Below are 16366 nucleotides of genomic sequence, written 5' to 3' on the forward strand. Positions count from 1 at the left end.
TTAGCTATAGAGGGTGATAAAACCTTGATAAAAGAAAACCAGAAGCATTTTAACCGCCTGCAGGTGCTGATAGATGCTTTTGTGCTGTTATTTTCCTATGTGGCAGCATGGGTAATTAAGTTTCAGATAATCAGCAGTGACGACGGAGCGCTGTCCCTTCGCACATATATGATTGCTTTGCCCATTACCGTGTTGGTGTATTTGGGCTTATACTATTTGTTCAGTCTGTATACTCCCAAGCGGGTACAGGGCAGACGGCTGGAACTGTGGAATATTGTAAAAGCGAATACAGTGGGAATTGCTTTGTTTCTGGGGGTATTGTACCTCATTAAAATGATGCATTTCTCCCGTGAAATGCTTTTTATTTTTTATGTGATTAATATTTGCCTGGAGGCTATAGCCAGAAATCTTATCCGTTATTTTCTCCGCAGTATGCGGCGGAAGGGATACAATCTGAAGCATATTGTGCTGGTAGGATACAGCAGGGCGGCAGAAGAGTATATTGACCGGATTCTGGAAAATCCCCAGTGGGGATATAAGATAAGAGGAATTCTGGATGACCATATAGAAGCGGGAACTGAGTATAAAGGTATTAAGGTTTTGGGAAAGATAGACAACCTGATGATTATTCTTCCGGAAAACCGGTTAGATGAAATTGCCATTACTCTGGGGCTGAGTGAGTATGCCAGACTGGAAGAAATTGTGAATCTATGTGAGAAATCCGGTGTACACACCAAGTTTATTCCGGATTATAACCAGATTATTCCCACAAAACCTTATACGGAGGACATTCTCGGTTTGCCGGTTATCAATATCCGACATGTACCCCTGACCAATACTTTTTATGCGGCTATGAAGCGGGTCATGGATATTGCAGGAGCGATTTGCGCCATTATTTTGTTTTCTCCCATTATGATGTTTTCTGTGATTATGATTAAACTCACATCACCGGGTCCTCTGATTTTCAAGCAGGAGAGAGTGGGACTGCACAATCATACGTTTATGATGTATAAATTCCGTTCCATGGATGTGCAGCCTCCGGAAAAAGAAAAAACAAAATGGACCGTAAAGGACGATCCCCGTGTGACGAATTTCGGAAAATTCATGCGGAAAACCAGTATTGATGAACTGCCGCAGCTTTTTAATGTGCTGAAGGGAGAGATGAGTCTGGTAGGGCCGAGACCGGAACGACCGTTTTTTGTGGAGAAATTCAAAGAGGAGATTCCAAGGTATATGATTAAGCATCAGGTACGTCCGGGACTGACCGGATGGGCGCAGGTCAATGGATACCGGGGAAATACTTCCATCAGAAAAAGAATCGAGTATGATTTGTACTATATAGAAAACTGGACATTGGGGCTGGATGTAAAGATACTGTTTTTGACCATATTTAAAGGCTTTATTAACAAGAATGCTTACTAGCGAAGATAAAAGGGGAACAAAAATGTCTAAAATGAAAAAAAAGAACAGACACATAGGGCGCAAGATTCTGTTTGGAGTGGAAATACTGGTACTGGTACTGCTGGTCGGTGCTTTGTTTGTGTATGCACAGATTAATAAGAAAATGGATAAACTCAACCTGAACGACGAAGACGGAGAAGACATTCAGGTGCAGATGAACGAAAACATAGCAGGAAATGAGGTTCTTGAAAATTATACCAATATTGCACTTTTCGGTATTGACAAAAGGGATACAGACGGCGGATACGGAAACAGTGATACGGAAATGATTGCCAGTATCAACAACAAGACCAAGGAGGTTCGTCTGGTGTCTTTGTACCGTGACACCTACCTTCGGGTAGACGAAGATTCAGAAGGCAATGGAATTTATAATAAATGCAATGCAGCCTTTAATATCGGCGGACCGGAGAAAGCGATTTCCATGATGAATACCAATCTGGACTTGGATATTGAGAACTATGTGGCAGTGGACTTTAAAGCTATGGCAACAGTGGTTGACTGTCTGGGCGGTCTGGATATTCCTTTAAGCTATGAAGAAATCATCCACACCAACAATCACTGTGTGGAAACCTCAGAGCAGACGGGTATGGACTACGAGCCGATTCCGTTACCGGAAGAAATACCGGAAAATCAGGCGGAAATCTGCGGCACATATCATTTGAATGGTGTACAGGTAACTGCTTACTGCCGTATTCGTCAGACAGCGTCTATGGATATGGGCCGTACGGAAAGGCAGAGAAAAGTGTTATCCATGATGACGGAGAAAGTAAAGAAGTCCAGCCTGACTACACTTACGAAAATTTTGGATGAAGTCTTCCCTTTGATTCAGACAAACTTTTCCAAATCTGAACTGATAAAGCTGGGAACGAGTCTTCTGGCTTATAAATTTGGAGAAACCACAGGATTTCCGGTAAGCTATGTTATGGGAGCAGAGGTGACGAAGCCGGTAACCGGGCTGGATTGTCTGATTCCCACTACCCTGGAGGTCAATGTAAGATATCTGCACGACTTCCTGTTTGCATCAGAATCCTACGAACCTTCTGATACAATTAAGATAAGAAGTGAGTTTGTGGCAGAGAAGACAGGATTTGGAAATGCTTCGGTGACAAAGGAATGGCAGTATCTTATAAAAGAAGATACGGATTCTTCCGGGCAGGCAGACAGTGGAGAGGGCGATACAAATAACTCCCAGACTTATTCCGAAGATGACGGATACAGTGATGACGGCAGTTACGATGTAGGCGATGAATAATATTTGGAAGAAAGGGCTGTTGCATTAAGAGAATAGGACTTAATGCGGCGGCCTTTGCTGTTCTATGAGAAAGGAGATTCAGAAAAATGACAGTAACGGTGATTGTGCCAACCTATAAGCCGGACGGAAAATTTTTTCAGCTGATGAACATGCTGAAAAGACAAACCTGCAAGGCAGATCATATTCTCATTATGAATACGGAGGAGAGGTACTGGAAAAACAGTTTTATGGAAGGCCTGGACAACTGGGAGGTACATCATCTTTCACGTGCAGCGTTTGACCATGGAAAAACGAGAGGAGAAGGCGCAAAGCTTGCAGACACTGAAATTTTGGTTTACTTTACCCAGGATGCAGTGCCTGCTGATGAAAAACTGCTGGAAAATCTATTGAAGCCCTTTCACAATCCACAGGTAGGAGCTGCTTATGCCAGGCAGCTTCCCGCAGAAGACTGTAAAATCATTGAGCGGTACACCAGAAGTTTTAACTATCCGGATACAAGCCGGATAAAGACCAAAAAAGATATTCCGGAACTGGGGATCAAGACCTATTTCTGCTCCAATGTGTGTGCGGCTTACCGCAGAGGTGTCTACGAAGAAATGGGAGGATTTGTTACCAGAACGATTTTTAACGAAGATATGATTATGGCAGCGCAGATGATACAGGCAGGCTACGGGGTGGCTTATGCTGCAGAAGCCAGAGTTGTGCACTCTCATAACTATGGGTATATGCAGCAGCTTCGGCGTAACTTTGATTTGGCAGTGTCCCAGGAGGACCATCCGGAAATTTTCGCCGCCATATCTTCAGAAAGCGAGGGGATTCGTCTGGTAAAGAGTACAGCAGCTTATCTTATAAAACAGGGAAAACCATGGCTGATATCGGATTTGCTGCTCAGCAGCGGATTTAAGTATCTGGGATACAAAGCAGGAAGAAACTACAAACATCTGCCGCCGTCCTGGGTACATCGGCTGACCATGAATCCGGCTTACTGGGAAAATAGATAAAAACAGTGGTTTTTCACGGTTTCTTTTCTTTTTTATCACAATTTGAACACAATTGGTTGGTAGACTTAGTCTTGTAAAAAGGAAAAAGAAAAATGAAATACAGGAAAGGGAGTTGTAATTATGAGTGAAGAATACAATACTAATATAAATACTCAGGGAAGTGACCCTGAAAAAGAACAGGAGACAACAGCTGTGCAGGAAGAAAAAAAGGAAAATTCCACAGAAACCGGCATGGAGCCGGGAAAAGCACCTACAGCAGAAAATCCCTACTATGCATACTCCTATAAAAGAGATGCAGAAAACAAAGAAGAGAAAGAAAAAATGTCTGCAGAGAACAGCAGCACACCGTATACAGATAAGAGTTATGGAACTGCAGGAGACAGTCAGACAGAATCCGGCAATCCAGAAGATGAAAATACCCGGACAGACAGTACAGGTACACAGCATACGGGAACGCAGAAAGGGCCTTACAGTTCCTATCATTTCAGCCCTGTACCTCCAGAGCCAAAGAGTAAAAAACAGCAGAAAAAACCAATGGCAATGGGCAAAAAATTCGGTCTGTTGGTTGCGGCAGCAGCAGTTTTTGGAATTGTGGCAGGCAGCACTTTCCAGGCTGTAAACTATATTGGAGATAAAATGTTTCCGGGAGAAACTACAAAAATTGAAAATACGGCAACTACGCAGAGCAGTTCGGCCGCTGCAAAAGGTGTCAGCACTTCACAGGGCGGCGAAAGCGTAGCAGAGGTGGCAAAAAATGTAATGCCATCTATTGTGTCCATTACTGGGGTCAGTGTACAGGAAATTCCAAATTACTTCGGATTCGGCACACAGCAGTATGAAGGTCAGAGCAGCGGTTCCGGCATTATCGTAGGACAGAATGATACAGAACTTCTGATTGCTACAAACAATCATGTGGTAAAAGACGCCAATAGTCTAACCGTATGTTTTACAGACCAGGATGGTAATGCAGTGACAGCAAAAGATTTGGAAAATACCAGTGCAGAGAGTAACAGCCAGAGTAGTGACAGCAGCACAGAACTGGAAAATGGTACAGCCGTAGCGGCACAGATTAAGGGTACGGATTCAGACAATGACCTTGCTGTTATTTCCGTGAAACTTTCCGATATCCCGGAAGACGTATTAAGCCAGATTAAAGTGGCAACTTTAGGGGATTCCGATTCTCTGACGGTAGGAGAACAGGTAGTAGCTATTGGTAATGCTTTAGGATACGGTCAGTCTGTAACCAGTGGTTATGTAAGCGCACTGAATAAAAAGGTAAGCTCTGAAAATGCCAACAGTACTTTTATTCAGACAGACGCAGCTATTAATCCGGGTAACAGCGGCGGCGCTCTGCTGAATATGAAAGGCGAACTCATTGGTATCAATTCAGCCAAGATTGCGTCTGATGAAGTAGAAGGTATGGGATTTGCCATTCCAATTTCTAAGGCAGAACCGATTCTGGATAACCTGATGAGCAAAAAGACAAGAGAAAAAGTAGAAGATGAAAACAAGGCAGCTTATCTGGGAATTACATGTAAAAACGTAACTTCAGAGGCTTCTGAAATGTACAACATGCCGGTTGGTGTTTTTGTAGACAGCGTTGTAGAAAATGGCCCTGCTGAAGAGGCGGGATTAAAAGCTGGTGACATTATCCGTAAAATTGACGGAACAAGTGTGGAAACGTACGACAATCTGGTAAGCCAGTTAGAATATTACGAAGCTGGCGAAAAGATTGAATTTGAAATCTCCAGAGCAGACGGCGGAGAGTACAAAAACCAGACCGTTACAGTGACACTGGGAGCAAAGAAGGACGCACAGACCAGCACGGATAATAACGGCAGAATAGGCAATAATTGATAATATGTTTATAAAATGTATGGCAGTTTCTCTCAAAAATGGAGGAACTGCCATATTTTGGGCTTCTTTTTTGAAAACCAAAACCGTTTATAAAAAGTTTACTTGTGAGCGTCTCTGATTTGTGATAAGATACCCACAAACGGATGATACAGCGGAAAAACAGAAAAGGCGGTAACAGATATGTCAGATGATAAAGAATATTTAGATACAACTACAGGTTCTGATACTCCAAAGGAAAAGGAGCAGAAGGACCAATTTGAAAAAGTATGTTTTATGTGCAGAAGACCGGAGAGCAAGGCTGGGAAAATGATTGACCTGCCGAACAATATCCATATCTGCACAGATTGTATGCAGAGAAGTTTCGATACCATGAACAATACCAATATCAATTATGAGGAACTGATGAAAAATATGCCCAACATCAGCATGATTGATTTGAATTCCCTGCAGAATCAGATTCCACAGAGACAAAAGGTAAAGAAAAAACAGGAGCAGCCAAAAGAAAAAACAGCACAAAAGGTCTTTGATATCAAGAGCATTCCGGCGCCTCACAGAATCAAAGCGAGTCTGGACGAATATGTCATCGGACAGGAATATGCCAAAAAAGTTATGTCTGTAGGCGTTTACAATCATTACAAACGTGTCTTTGCGGATATTACGGATGATGTGGAAATCGAAAAATCCAATATGCTGATGATTGGACCCACTGGAAGCGGTAAAACGTATATGGTAAAAACTCTGGCCAGACTTTTGGATGTGCCTCTGGCCATTACAGATGCTACTTCCCTTACGGAAGCAGGTTATATTGGCGATGATATTGAGAGTGTGGTCAGCAAACTTCTGGCTGCGGCAGACAATGATGTGGAGAGAGCAGAGCACGGTATTATTTTTATTGATGAGATTGATAAGATTGCCAAGAAGAAAAATACCAATCAGCGTGATGTCAGCGGAGAAGCGGTGCAGCAGGGAATGCTGAAACTCCTGGAGGGTAGCGAGGTAGAAGTTCCGGTGGGAGCCAACAGCAAAAATGCCATGGTGCCTCTGGCTACGGTAAATACGAAAAACATTCTCTTTATCTGCGGCGGCGCGTTTCCGGATTTGGAAGAAATCATCAAGGAACGTCTGAATAAGACGGCTTCCATTGGTTTTCAGGCGGATTTGAAGGATAAATACGACCATGACAATAAGATTCTTGAAAAGGTAACCGTAGACGATTTGAAAAAGTTTGGCATGATACCTGAATTTCTGGGGCGTATGCCGATTATCTTTACTTTAAGCGGCCTGGACAGAGATATGCTGGTGGAAATCCTTAAAGAGCCGAAAAATGCCATTTTAAAGCAGTATCAGAAGCTGCTGGCTCTGGATGAGGTGAAACTGGAGTTTGAAGACGGTGCGTTGGAAGCCATTGCAGATATGGCCATGGAGAAACATACAGGGGCCAGAGCGCTGCGGGCGATTCTGGAGGAATACATGCTGGATATTATGTATGAGATTCCCAAAGACGATAACATCGGGGAAGTGATTATTACAAAAGATTACATCACCCACACAGGCGGTCCGAAAATTTTGCTGAGAGGACAGGAGCCTGCTCAGATAGAAATGAAATAAAACAGAAAATAAAAAAATATCTGCGGCGTAAATCTGATTTTTATGCCGCAGATATTTTTTTGTTAAGCCAAAGGCCTGTATTTTTCGCCTGAAGACAAAAAAAGATGCAGGAGATGGGACTTGAACCCACACGATATTGCTACCACAGGCACCTGAAGCCTGCGCGTCTGCCAATTCCGCCACTCCTGCATTTCTTTATGTTGTTCTGTGCTCTCTCAAGCACAAGACATATAATACACGAATACTTCTGAAATGTCAACACTAAATTTAAAAAAAATTAAAAAAATTTTTCAAAGATATTTTCGGGGATTTTCAAACAAGAAAAGGTTGAAAATTATCAGGTGTTGTGATACACTTTTTACAATTTGGGGAATTTTAAGGCTTTATGCCATCAGAAAGGAAGACAGGTGAGAGAATGAAAGCATTTTTGATACTGGAAGACGGTACCGTCTTTGAAGGAACCAGCATTGGCTCTACAAAGGAAGTCATCAGTGAGATTGTCTTTAATACTTCTATGACAGGTTATCTGGAGGTTTTGACAGACCCTTCTTATGCCGGACAGGCAGTCTGCATGACGTATCCTTTGATTGGAAATTATGGCATTTGCCATGAAGACCAGGAATCTTTAAGACCTTGGCCGGACGGCTACATTGTAAGGGAGTTATCCCGTATTCCAAGTAATTTCAGAAGTGAAGATACCATTCAGAACTTTTTAAAGAAATATGATATACCGGGAATCGCAGGTGTGGATACCAGAGCCCTGACCAGAATTCTGAGAGAAAAGGGAACTATGAATGGTATGATTACCACAAATGCGGCCTATAATTTAGAAGAAATCCTTCCACGCCTGAAAGCGTATACTACAGGAAAGGTTGTGGAAAAGGTAACCTGCACAGAATCCCATGTACTGGAGGGCAGCGGCAAAAAAGTGGCTTTGCTGGACTTTGGTGCAAAGGACAACATTGCCCAGTCTTTAAATGAAAGAGGCTGTCAGGTAACGGTTTATCCTGCCTTTACTTCAGCAGAAACCATTTTAAATTCCAATCCGGACGGCATTATGCTGTCAAATGGTCCCGGGGATCCGAAGGAATGTACTTCTATTATAGAAGAGGTAAAGAAACTGTATGCGTCAGAGGTGCCGATTTTTGCTATCTGTCTGGGACATCAGCTGATGGCCCTGGCTACAGGAGCGGATACAAAGAAAATGAAATATGGACACAGAGGCGGCAATCACCCGGTAAAAGATTTGGAAACCGGAAGAGTTTATATTTCTTCCCAGAATCATGGTTATGTAGTGGATACAGAAACCTTAAATCCGGACATTGCAGTTCCGGCCTTTGAAAATGTCAACGATAAGACAAATGAAGGACTGAAATACACCGGAAAAAATATATTCACTGTGCAGTTTCATCCGGAAGCATGCCCGGGACCACAGGACTCCGGTTATTTGTTTGACAGATTCTTAAAAATGATGGAGGTGAACCGATAATGCCAAAGAACCCGGAAATTAAAAAAGTATTGATGCTGGGCTCAGGCCCTATTGTCATTGGACAGGCGGCAGAATTTGACTATGCAGGCACACAGGCCTGCCGTTCTCTGAAAGAAGAGGGGGTTGAAGTTGTACTGTTAAACTCCAACCCGGCAACTATTATGACAGATAAGGACATTGCAGATAAGGTCTACATTGAACCTTTGACTGTAGAAGTAGTAGAACAGCTGATTCTCAAGGAAAAACCGGACAGCGTTCTGCCTACACTGGGCGGACAGGCAGGTCTGAATCTGGCTATGGAACTGGAAGAGCGCGGATTTCTGAAAGAACATAACGTGCGCCTTATTGGAACAACCTCAGAAACCATTAAGAAAGCAGAAGACCGTCAGGAATTTAAAGATACCATGGAGAAAATCGGTGAGCCAATCGCTGCTTCTTTAGTGGTAAGAAACGTGGAAGACGGTATTGCCTTCAGCAATAAAATCGGCTATCCGGTGGTGCTGCGTCCGGCTTACACGCTTGGAGGAAGCGGCGGCGGTATTGCCAACAACGAAGAAGAGCTGGTAGAGATTCTGGAAAACGGTCTCAGACTTTCCCGTGTAGGAGAAGTTCTGGTGGAGCGCTGCATTGCAGGCTGGAAAGAAATCGAGTACGAAGTTATGCGCGATGGCGCAGGAAACTGTATTACCGTATGCAACATGGAAAACCTGGACCCGGTAGGCGTGCACACAGGCGACAGTATTGTTGTGGCTCCTTCCCAGACACTGGGGGATAAGGAATACCAGATGCTTAGAACCTCTGCGCTTAATATTATTACAGAACTGGGCATTACCGGTGGATGTAACGTGCAGTATGCCTTAAATCCAGACAGTTTTGAATACTGTGTTATCGAGGTAAATCCCCGTGTATCCCGTTCTTCTGCCCTGGCTTCCAAGGCCACAGGCTACCCCATTGCCAAGGTAGCGGCTAAGATTGCTCTGGGTTACACTTTAGACGAAATCAAAAATGCAGTAACAGGAAAGACGTATGCCAGCTTTGAACCTATGCTGGACTACTGTGTGGTAAAGATTCCGAGACTGCCTTTCGATAAATTCATCAGCGCTAAGAGAACACTGACCACTCAGATGAAGGCTACCGGAGAGGTTATGAGTATCTGCAATAACTTTGAGGGCGCTTTGATGAAAGCAATCCGTTCTTTGGAGCAGCATGTAGACAGCCTTATGTCCTATGATTTTACAGGACTTACAGAAGAGGAATTGAGAGAACAGCTTCATATTGTAGACGATATGCGTATCTGGAGAATTGCAGAGGCTGTGCGCCGGGGCATTTCTTACCAGGATATTCATGCAGTGACGAAGATTGACATCTGGTTTATTGATAAAATTGCCATTCTCGTGGAAATGGAGCAGGCATTAAAGAAAGAGGAATTAAGCGAAGACTTATTAAGAGAAGCAAAACGTATGGAATTCCCGGACAACGTCATTGCAAAGCTTACCGGGAAAACAGAGGAAGAAATCAAAGAACTGCGTAAAAAATGGGATATCACAGCCGTATACAAAATGGTAGATACCTGTGCAGCAGAATTTGCAGCAGTAACGCCGTATTATTATTCCGTATACGGTGGGGAAAACGAAGCAGACGGAAAGACAGAGAAGAAGAAAGTTCTGATTCTGGGTTCCGGTCCTATCCGTATCGGTCAGGGTATTGAGTTTGACTTCTGTTCCGTACACTGTACCTGGGCCTTTGCCAAGGAAGGCTACGAGACCATTATCATCAACAATAACCCGGAAACCGTAAGTACAGACTTTGATATTGCAGACAAGCTGTATTTCGAGCCATTGACACCGGAAGACGTGGAAAACGTGGTGAATATTGAGAAACCGGACGGTGCAGTGGTGCAGTTCGGCGGACAGACAGCCATTAAGCTGACAGAAGCCCTGATTAAAATGGGTGTGAAGATTCTGGGAACCTCTGCAGAAAACGTAGACGCGGCAGAGGACAGAGAATTGTTTGACGCTATTTTGGAAGAGTGTCATATTCCAAGACCAAAGGGTCATACCGTATATACAGCCGAAGAAGCGAAAAAGGCAGCCAACGAACTGGGATATCCGGTACTGGTGCGTCCTTCTTATGTACTGGGCGGACAGGGGATGCAGATTGCCATTCATGACAAGGACGTGGAGGAGTACATCGGTATTATCAACCGCATTGCACAGGAACACCCTATCCTGGTTGACAAATATCTCCAGGGAAAAGAAATCGAAGTAGACGCAGTATGCGATGGCGAGGATATTTTGATTCCCGGTATTATGGAGCACATTGAGCGGGCAGGTATCCATTCCGGAGACAGTATTTCCGTATATCCGGCCCGTACTATCAGCGACACCGCAAAGAAAACCATTGAAGAATATACCAGAAGACTGGCCAAATCCCTTCATGTGCTGGGGATGATTAACATTCAGTTTATTGTGTGCAAAGAGGAAGTTTATGTCATCGAGGTAAATCCAAGGTCCAGCCGTACTGTGCCTTATATCAGCAAGGTAACGGGTATTCCCATTGTACCTCTTGCAGCAAAGGTAATTCTGGGACATAAGCTGAAAGATTTGGGATATACACCGGGCTTACAGCCGGAGGCCAGACACTATGCAGTGAAAATGCCGGTATTCTCCTTTGAGAAAATCCGGGGCGCAGACATCAGCCTGGGACCGGAAATGAAGTCTACAGGAGAGTGTCTGGGTATTTCCGAAAGCTTTAATGAAGCTCTGTATAAAGCCTTCTTAGGTGCCGGTATCCACCTTCCGAAGCATAAAAACATGATTATTACAGTAAGGGATGAGGATAAGGGAGATATTATTCCGATTGCCAGACGTTTTGAAGCGCTGGGGTATAAGATTTACGCTACACGCAGCACGGCAAGAGTGTTAAATGACAACGGCGTAAAAGCTATCCGAACCAATAAAATTGAACAGCCTTCTCCAAACCTGATGGATTTGATTCTGGGACATAAGATTGACTTAGTCATTGATACACCGTCTCAGGGTGTGGAGAAAGCAAAAGACGGATTTATTATCCGCAGAAATGCCATTGAAACGGGAGTCAACGTTTTGACAGCTCTGGATACGGCAGAGGCTCTTGTAACCAGTCTGGAAAATACAGACATTGAGAAACTGGAACTCATTGATATTGCCGAAATTTAAAGGAGCAGGGCATGGATTTTATCGAATTATTAAAGGTTATCTTCCTGGGAATCGTAGAAGGTATCACCGAGTGGCTGCCAATCAGCAGCACGGGACATCTGATTCTGGTGGAAGAGTTTGTAAAGCTGGACGTCAGCAAGGCTTTCTGGGAAATGTTTATGGTGGTCATTCAGCTTGGCGCCATTATGGCGGTGGTTGTGCTGTATTGGAATAAGATATGGCCCTTCCAGAATAAAAAGCCGAAACATGAAAATGTAACCAAGATTGAGAAAGCAGCAGGTTTTGTATGCCGTTTTACCAAGATAGACAAAATGGTTATGTGGTTTAAAATTCTGGTTTCCTGTCTTCCTGCCATTATCATAGGACTGCCTTTTGATGATTTTATTGAAGAAAAGTTCAACAACTGGTTTGTTGTGGCTGTTATGCTGATGGTGTATGGTGTACTGTTCCTTCTGGTGGAAGACTACAATGAAAAAAGAACGGTAAAGGTAGATTCCATTGCGGATATTTCCTGGAAGATGGCGCTGTATATCGGTATCTTCCAGGTACTGGCCCTGATACCGGGCACCTCCCGTTCCGGTGCAACGATTATCGGCGGAATCCTTTTGGGCGCTTCCCGTACCGTGGCGGCAGAATACACCTTTTTCCTGGCCATCCCTGTAATGTTTGGGGCAAGTCTTTTAAAGATTGTGAAGTTCGGTCTGGCTTTTTCTGCTCAGGAACTGATTATCTTAGGGGTGGGAACCCTGGTATCTTTTGTGGTTTCCATTCTGGCTATCAAATTCCTGATGGGATATATTAAGAAACATGACTTCCGTGTATTCGGCTGGTATCGTATTGTGCTGGGCGTTGTGGTAATGCTGTATTTTACTATTTTTAAATAGCTGTAATACGGGAAATCCGGTACAGAAGCAGAGGTATCTGTATGAAAAGTTATGATAAAAAAGTATTAGACCTGTCCATGGAGGCAGGTCGTATTCTTCTGGACGCAGGTGCGGAGATTTTTCGTGTGGAAGAGACGATTGAAAGAATTTCCAGGGCCTTTGGCATAGAGAAGTGCAGCCCTTTTGTTATGAGCACGGGAATTTTTCTCACGGCAGAGAATGAAGAGGGGGAGATTTATGCCAGCGTAAAGCATATCCCCATTCAGGGTGCCAAACTCTATCGGGTGGCGGCTGTGAATCAGCTTTCCAGAGAAATTGTGGAAGGAAAGTATACCTTAGAAGAGGCGGAAGAACGTCTGGAGATTATTAAAAATATGCCGGGAAAACGCCCGTTGGTGCGGATTCTTTCGGCAGGGCTGGGTTCCGGCAGCTTCTGTTACCTGTTGGGAGGAAAATTTACGGATATGTTTGCCGCTTTTCTGTCCGGTGTACTTTTATATGCAATTCTGGTCCTTATAGACAAAAGGGAGAAAAAAACTTCAAAAATCGTGGTGAACTGTATTGGCGGTTTTTGTGTTTCTCTTTTTGCAGTGCTTTTTTACCGCCTGGGACTCGGAAATGCGCCTGGAAAAATTCTGGTAGGCTCTGTCATGCCTCTGGTTCCCGGCGTCTCTTTGGTCAATGCAGTCCGGGATTTTGCGGAAGGAAACTATATTGGCGGCGGAGTGCGTTTTTTGGATGCCCTTATGGTGGCTCTGGGAATTTCTCTGGGCGTGGGTCTGATGTATATTTTATACTATCGCTTGACGGGAGGAATTATCTTATGATATGGGAATGGCTTTTGCAGTTTTTGGCCGCAGGCTTCGGAACCATGGCGTTTTCCGTTTTATTTTCCGTGCCGAGAGAGCATTATCCCCTGTGCGGCTTCATTGGCGGTGCAGGCTGGTTTATCTGCTGGGGGATGATAAATATTTTTCATACAGGAGCCGTGGAGGCCAATTTTGCAGCAACAGTTTTTATTACCCTGGCTTCCAGAATCGGAAGCACAGTAAAGAAATGTCCGGTAACTCTGTTTCTCATTGCAGGAATCTTTCCTGAGGTGCCGGGAATCGGTATTTACAGAACCATTTATTACAGTATGCTGGACAATCGGGAATTGAGTCTGCACTATGGAAGAGAGACATTGGGAATTGCCATTGCCATGGTGCTGGGCATTATTCTGGTGTTTGAAATTCCCCAGAAGACAATTAACAGAGTTTTTGGAAAGAACAGAAAAGCCTGCGGCAGCTTCTAAGCTTTATGCCGCAGGCTTGTTTTTATGCTGTAATAACAGTACCTGTTTTTTCAAGATATCCTTCTTTTGCTTTTCCAATAGAGGTAATGACAGCTGTGCGTCCCGGTTTTTCTTCTACAAATTCGATGGAAGCCTGAATTTTAGGAAGCATGGTGTTGTCTTCAAAGTGTCCTTCCTCCATGTAAGCCTTCAGTTCGCTGACAGAAACTCTGCCCAGCTGTTTTTCTGTCTCAGAATGATAGTTGACAGAGGCATTTTCCACACTGGTGAGAATCAGAAGCTCGTCCGCGTCCAAAAGGCAGGCAAGTTTGCCGCTGATAAGGTCTTTTTCAATGACTGCGCTGGCTCCAGTCAATTCTTCGTCCTGCTCTAATACAGGAATACCGCCGCCGCCGGCAGCAATGACAATCTGACCTGCGTCAGACAGAGCCTTAATGGCATCTATTTCAATGATTTTTTCCGGCAGGGGTGCTGCCACAATACGCCGGTAGCCATTTTCTGTCTTGGTGACATAGTTGCCTTTCTTTTCTTCGTTTTCCGCTTCTTCTTTTGTCAGAGTTCTTCCGATGACTTTTATCGGTTCGTGGAAGGCATCATCGTAAGGGTCTACGGTTACCTGGGTCAAAATGGTGCTCACTGGTTTGTAGATACCTCTTCTGAGCAGTTCAGCCCTGAGGGCATTCTGAATGTCATATCCAATGTAGCCCTGGCTCATAGCAGAACATACGGACATAGGCACTGCCGTATAAGCCGGATGTACCTTGCCAAATTCATTCATAGCTGTATGTATCATACCGATTTGGGGTGCATTGCTGTGAGTAATTACAATATCCGCACCGGCTTCTACCAGGTCTGCAAGAACCTTTGCTGATGCTTTTACCGCTTCCTTCTGTTCCGGAAGGGTGGTACCCAGTGCTCTGTGGCCTAAAGCGACCACTACTTTTTTTCTGGTCATAATCTGGTCCTTCTTTCTTTCAAATAAAAACTTATAGAAAGATTATATCCATTCCCCGCCGGAAAAGCAATAGAAAAAACCCGATACCGAAGTACCGGGCTTTTTCAACTTGAGGGGGGAGATAGTGAGTGGTTTATCAACTATCCAAAACCTATTATAAGGAGAAAATGTTAGTAAAATATGTCTGTTTTATAAAAAAAGTGGAAACTTTATTTATAAATTTTAAAACGTATCTATCCCAAATAGGCTTTTAACAGTAAAAAGGTGTTTTTTACACCGTCGATGTGGCTTCTCTCATAACCGTGGGAAGCGTAAACACCGGCGCCGATGAGTCCGTGGCGGACGTCATATCCGGCCCGCAGAGCAGCTTCGGCATCAGAACCGTAGTGGGGATAGACGTCAACGGCGAAATCCAGATTTTCTTTTCTGGCGGCTTCTATGAGACTGCTGACTAAGTCATAAGTATAAGGGCCGCCGCTGTCCTTGGCGCAGATAGAAACCTGATATTCTTTACATTCCAGTCCTTCACCTACACAGCCCATATCCACGGAAAGCACTTCTGTGACACCTTGGGGAATAGAAGCGGCGCCGCCATGGCCGACCTCTTCGTAAACCGTGAAGTGCTGATAGAGTTTCCGTTCTGTGACAATGTTCTCTTCTTTCAGATAAGCAGCATAGCCAAGCAAAATCGCTGCACTGAGTTTATCGTCCAGGAAACGGCTTTTGATGTAGCCGCTGTTGGTAATGGTTGTCCGGGGGTCAAAGGCTACAATGTCGCCGGTCATGATTCCAAGGGCCTGGGTATCTTCTTTGGTAGTTACCTTTTCGTCCGGCAGCACTTCTACGGTATCAAAGGTTCGTCCTGTCTCGTCGTATTTTCCGTTTACATGGACCGAGGCATCGCAGAGCTGACAGGTGCCTTCATAAACCTTTCCGGAACGGGTGATAATACGGCAGTTTTCCGCCTCCGCATTGTTGGCATTCATACCGCCAAGCGGGGTAAGAGACAGACGGCCGTTTGCTTTAATTTCACGAACCATGGCGCCAAGGGTATCTACATGGGCTTCCAGAAAAACGGCATTTTCGGCGTCCCTGCCCCCAAGGTCTACCAAAACGCCGCCTTTAACGGTTTTCTGAGGCTGGTATCCCAAAGCCTGGTATTCCTTTATGAGATAATCGGTGACTTCTCTGGTGTATCCCGTAGGGCTGTCAATGGACAGCAGAGCTTTTAAGTGTTTCAGAATGATATCTGTATAAGTATTCATGTTCAAACCTCCTGCAATGTTGTAAGTCTATTGTAGAGGGTTTCTTTTACTGCGTCAAGAAGAGGAAGAATTGTATTGACATTTTAAGAGAAGTTTTGTAATA

Annotated in this window: 12 protein-coding genes and 1 tRNA gene; 10 read left to right on the forward strand and 3 right to left on the reverse strand. The window is 44.2% G+C overall.

The window, feature by feature from the left end; genetic code table 11:
* The first annotated feature begins 24 nt into the window (after positions 1-24).
* The 5 genes from WKT17_RS09535 to clpX all read left to right on the forward strand — a co-directional run bounded on the left by WKT17_RS09535 (position 25) and on the right by clpX (position 7179).
* The gene (locus WKT17_RS09535) at positions 25-1422 is read left to right on the forward strand and encodes an undecaprenyl-phosphate glucose phosphotransferase (protein WP_291681464.1); all 1398 of its coding nucleotides are present in this window, start codon (positions 25-27) and stop codon (positions 1420-1422) included.
* Between the two features lie 22 nt (positions 1423-1444).
* On the forward strand, positions 1445-2713 hold the full coding sequence (locus tag WKT17_RS09540) for an LCP family protein (protein WP_294542547.1): 1269 nt from the start codon (positions 1445-1447) through the stop codon (positions 2711-2713).
* Positions 2714-2799: 86 nt separating this feature from the next.
* Complete coding sequence (locus WKT17_RS09545; protein WP_291681462.1) at positions 2800-3714, forward strand: glycosyltransferase; 915 nt, start codon at positions 2800-2802, stop codon at positions 3712-3714.
* Positions 3715-3834: 120 nt separating this feature from the next.
* Positions 3835-5571: a S1C family serine protease gene (locus WKT17_RS09550; RefSeq protein ID WP_291681461.1), complete on the forward strand. Its 1737-nt coding sequence runs from the start codon at positions 3835-3837 to the stop codon at positions 5569-5571.
* Positions 5572-5751: 180 nt separating this feature from the next.
* Entirely contained in the window at positions 5752-7179 is a 1428-nt protein-coding gene (clpX, locus tag WKT17_RS09555; protein WP_173747869.1) for an ATP-dependent Clp protease ATP-binding subunit ClpX, read from the forward strand.
* A gap of 105 nt (positions 7180-7284) precedes the next feature.
* Here the strand turns inward: clpX and WKT17_RS09560 are convergent.
* Positions 7285-7368 (reverse strand) — tRNA-Leu (locus tag WKT17_RS09560).
* A 226-nt stretch (positions 7369-7594) separates the two neighbouring features.
* On the opposite strand from WKT17_RS09560, the gene WKT17_RS09565 reads away from it, so the two are divergent.
* Genes WKT17_RS09565 through WKT17_RS09585 form a run of 5 tightly spaced genes read left to right on the forward strand, consistent with a single transcriptional unit; the run spans position 7595 to position 14043 of the window.
* Complete coding sequence (locus tag WKT17_RS09565; protein ID WP_173747867.1) at positions 7595-8668, forward strand: carbamoyl phosphate synthase small subunit; 1074 nt, start codon at positions 7595-7597, stop codon at positions 8666-8668.
* On the forward strand, positions 8668-11865 hold the full coding sequence (gene carB, locus WKT17_RS09570) for a carbamoyl-phosphate synthase large subunit (RefSeq protein WP_173747865.1): 3198 nt from the start codon (positions 8668-8670) through the stop codon (positions 11863-11865). The genes WKT17_RS09565 and carB overlap by 1 nt, the downstream gene beginning before the upstream one ends.
* Before the next feature lie 11 nt (positions 11866-11876).
* Positions 11877-12749, forward strand: coding sequence for an undecaprenyl-diphosphate phosphatase (locus WKT17_RS09575; protein WP_173747863.1), 873 nt, complete (start codon positions 11877-11879; stop codon positions 12747-12749).
* A gap of 41 nt (positions 12750-12790) precedes the next feature.
* Positions 12791-13576 (forward strand): threonine/serine exporter family protein, encoded by a 786-nt coding sequence (locus WKT17_RS09580; protein ID WP_291681457.1) that lies wholly within the window; start codon positions 12791-12793, stop codon positions 13574-13576.
* The gene (locus tag WKT17_RS09585) at positions 13573-14043 is read left to right on the forward strand and encodes a threonine/serine exporter family protein (RefSeq protein WP_291681455.1); all 471 of its coding nucleotides are present in this window, start codon (positions 13573-13575) and stop codon (positions 14041-14043) included. Before WKT17_RS09580 ends, WKT17_RS09585 begins: the two co-directional genes overlap by 4 nt.
* A gap of 22 nt (positions 14044-14065) precedes the next feature.
* Here the strand turns inward: WKT17_RS09585 and arcC are convergent, their stop codons facing one another.
* Complete coding sequence (gene arcC / locus WKT17_RS09590) at positions 14066-14998, reverse strand: carbamate kinase (RefSeq protein ID WP_291681453.1); 933 nt, start codon at positions 14996-14998, stop codon at positions 14066-14068.
* A 233-nt stretch (positions 14999-15231) separates the two neighbouring features.
* A complete protein-coding gene (locus tag WKT17_RS09595) occupies positions 15232-16263 on the reverse strand; it encodes a M42 family metallopeptidase (protein WP_173747855.1) in 1032 nt (343 codons plus the stop codon).
* Positions 16264-16366 lie beyond the last annotated feature (103 nt).

This window comes from Blautia sp. HCN-20427, from assembly GCF_037890365.1.
Lineage (GTDB): Bacteria > Bacillota > Clostridia > Lachnospirales > Lachnospiraceae > Blautia.

Bases quoted from the DNA above. Each gene is read 5' to 3' on its own strand.
- WKT17_RS09540 (WP_294542547.1), top strand. From the start codon at position 1,445: ATGTCTAAAATGAAAAAAAAGAACAGACACATAGGGCGCAAGATTCTG.
- WKT17_RS09575 (WP_173747863.1), top strand. From the start codon at position 11,877: ATGGATTTTATCGAATTATTAAAGGTTATCTTCCTGGGAATCGTAGAA.
- WKT17_RS09580 (WP_291681457.1), top strand. From the start codon at position 12,791: ATGAAAAGTTATGATAAAAAAGTATTAGACCTGTCCATGGAGGCAGGT.
- WKT17_RS09585 (WP_291681455.1), top strand. From the start codon at position 13,573: ATGATATGGGAATGGCTTTTGCAGTTTTTGGCCGCAGGCTTCGGAACC.
- clpX (WP_173747869.1), top strand. From the start codon at position 5,752: ATGTCAGATGATAAAGAATATTTAGATACAACTACAGGTTCTGATACT.
- WKT17_RS09595 (WP_173747855.1), bottom strand. From the start codon at position 16,263: ATGAATACTTATACAGATATCATTCTGAAACACTTAAAAGCTCTGCTG.
- WKT17_RS09550 (WP_291681461.1), top strand. From the start codon at position 3,835: ATGAGTGAAGAATACAATACTAATATAAATACTCAGGGAAGTGACCCT.
- carB (WP_173747865.1), top strand. From the start codon at position 8,668: ATGCCAAAGAACCCGGAAATTAAAAAAGTATTGATGCTGGGCTCAGGC.
- arcC (WP_291681453.1), bottom strand. From the start codon at position 14,998: ATGACCAGAAAAAAAGTAGTGGTCGCTTTAGGCCACAGAGCACTGGGT.
- WKT17_RS09565 (WP_173747867.1), top strand. From the start codon at position 7,595: ATGAAAGCATTTTTGATACTGGAAGACGGTACCGTCTTTGAAGGAACC.
- WKT17_RS09545 (WP_291681462.1), top strand. From the start codon at position 2,800: ATGACAGTAACGGTGATTGTGCCAACCTATAAGCCGGACGGAAAATTT.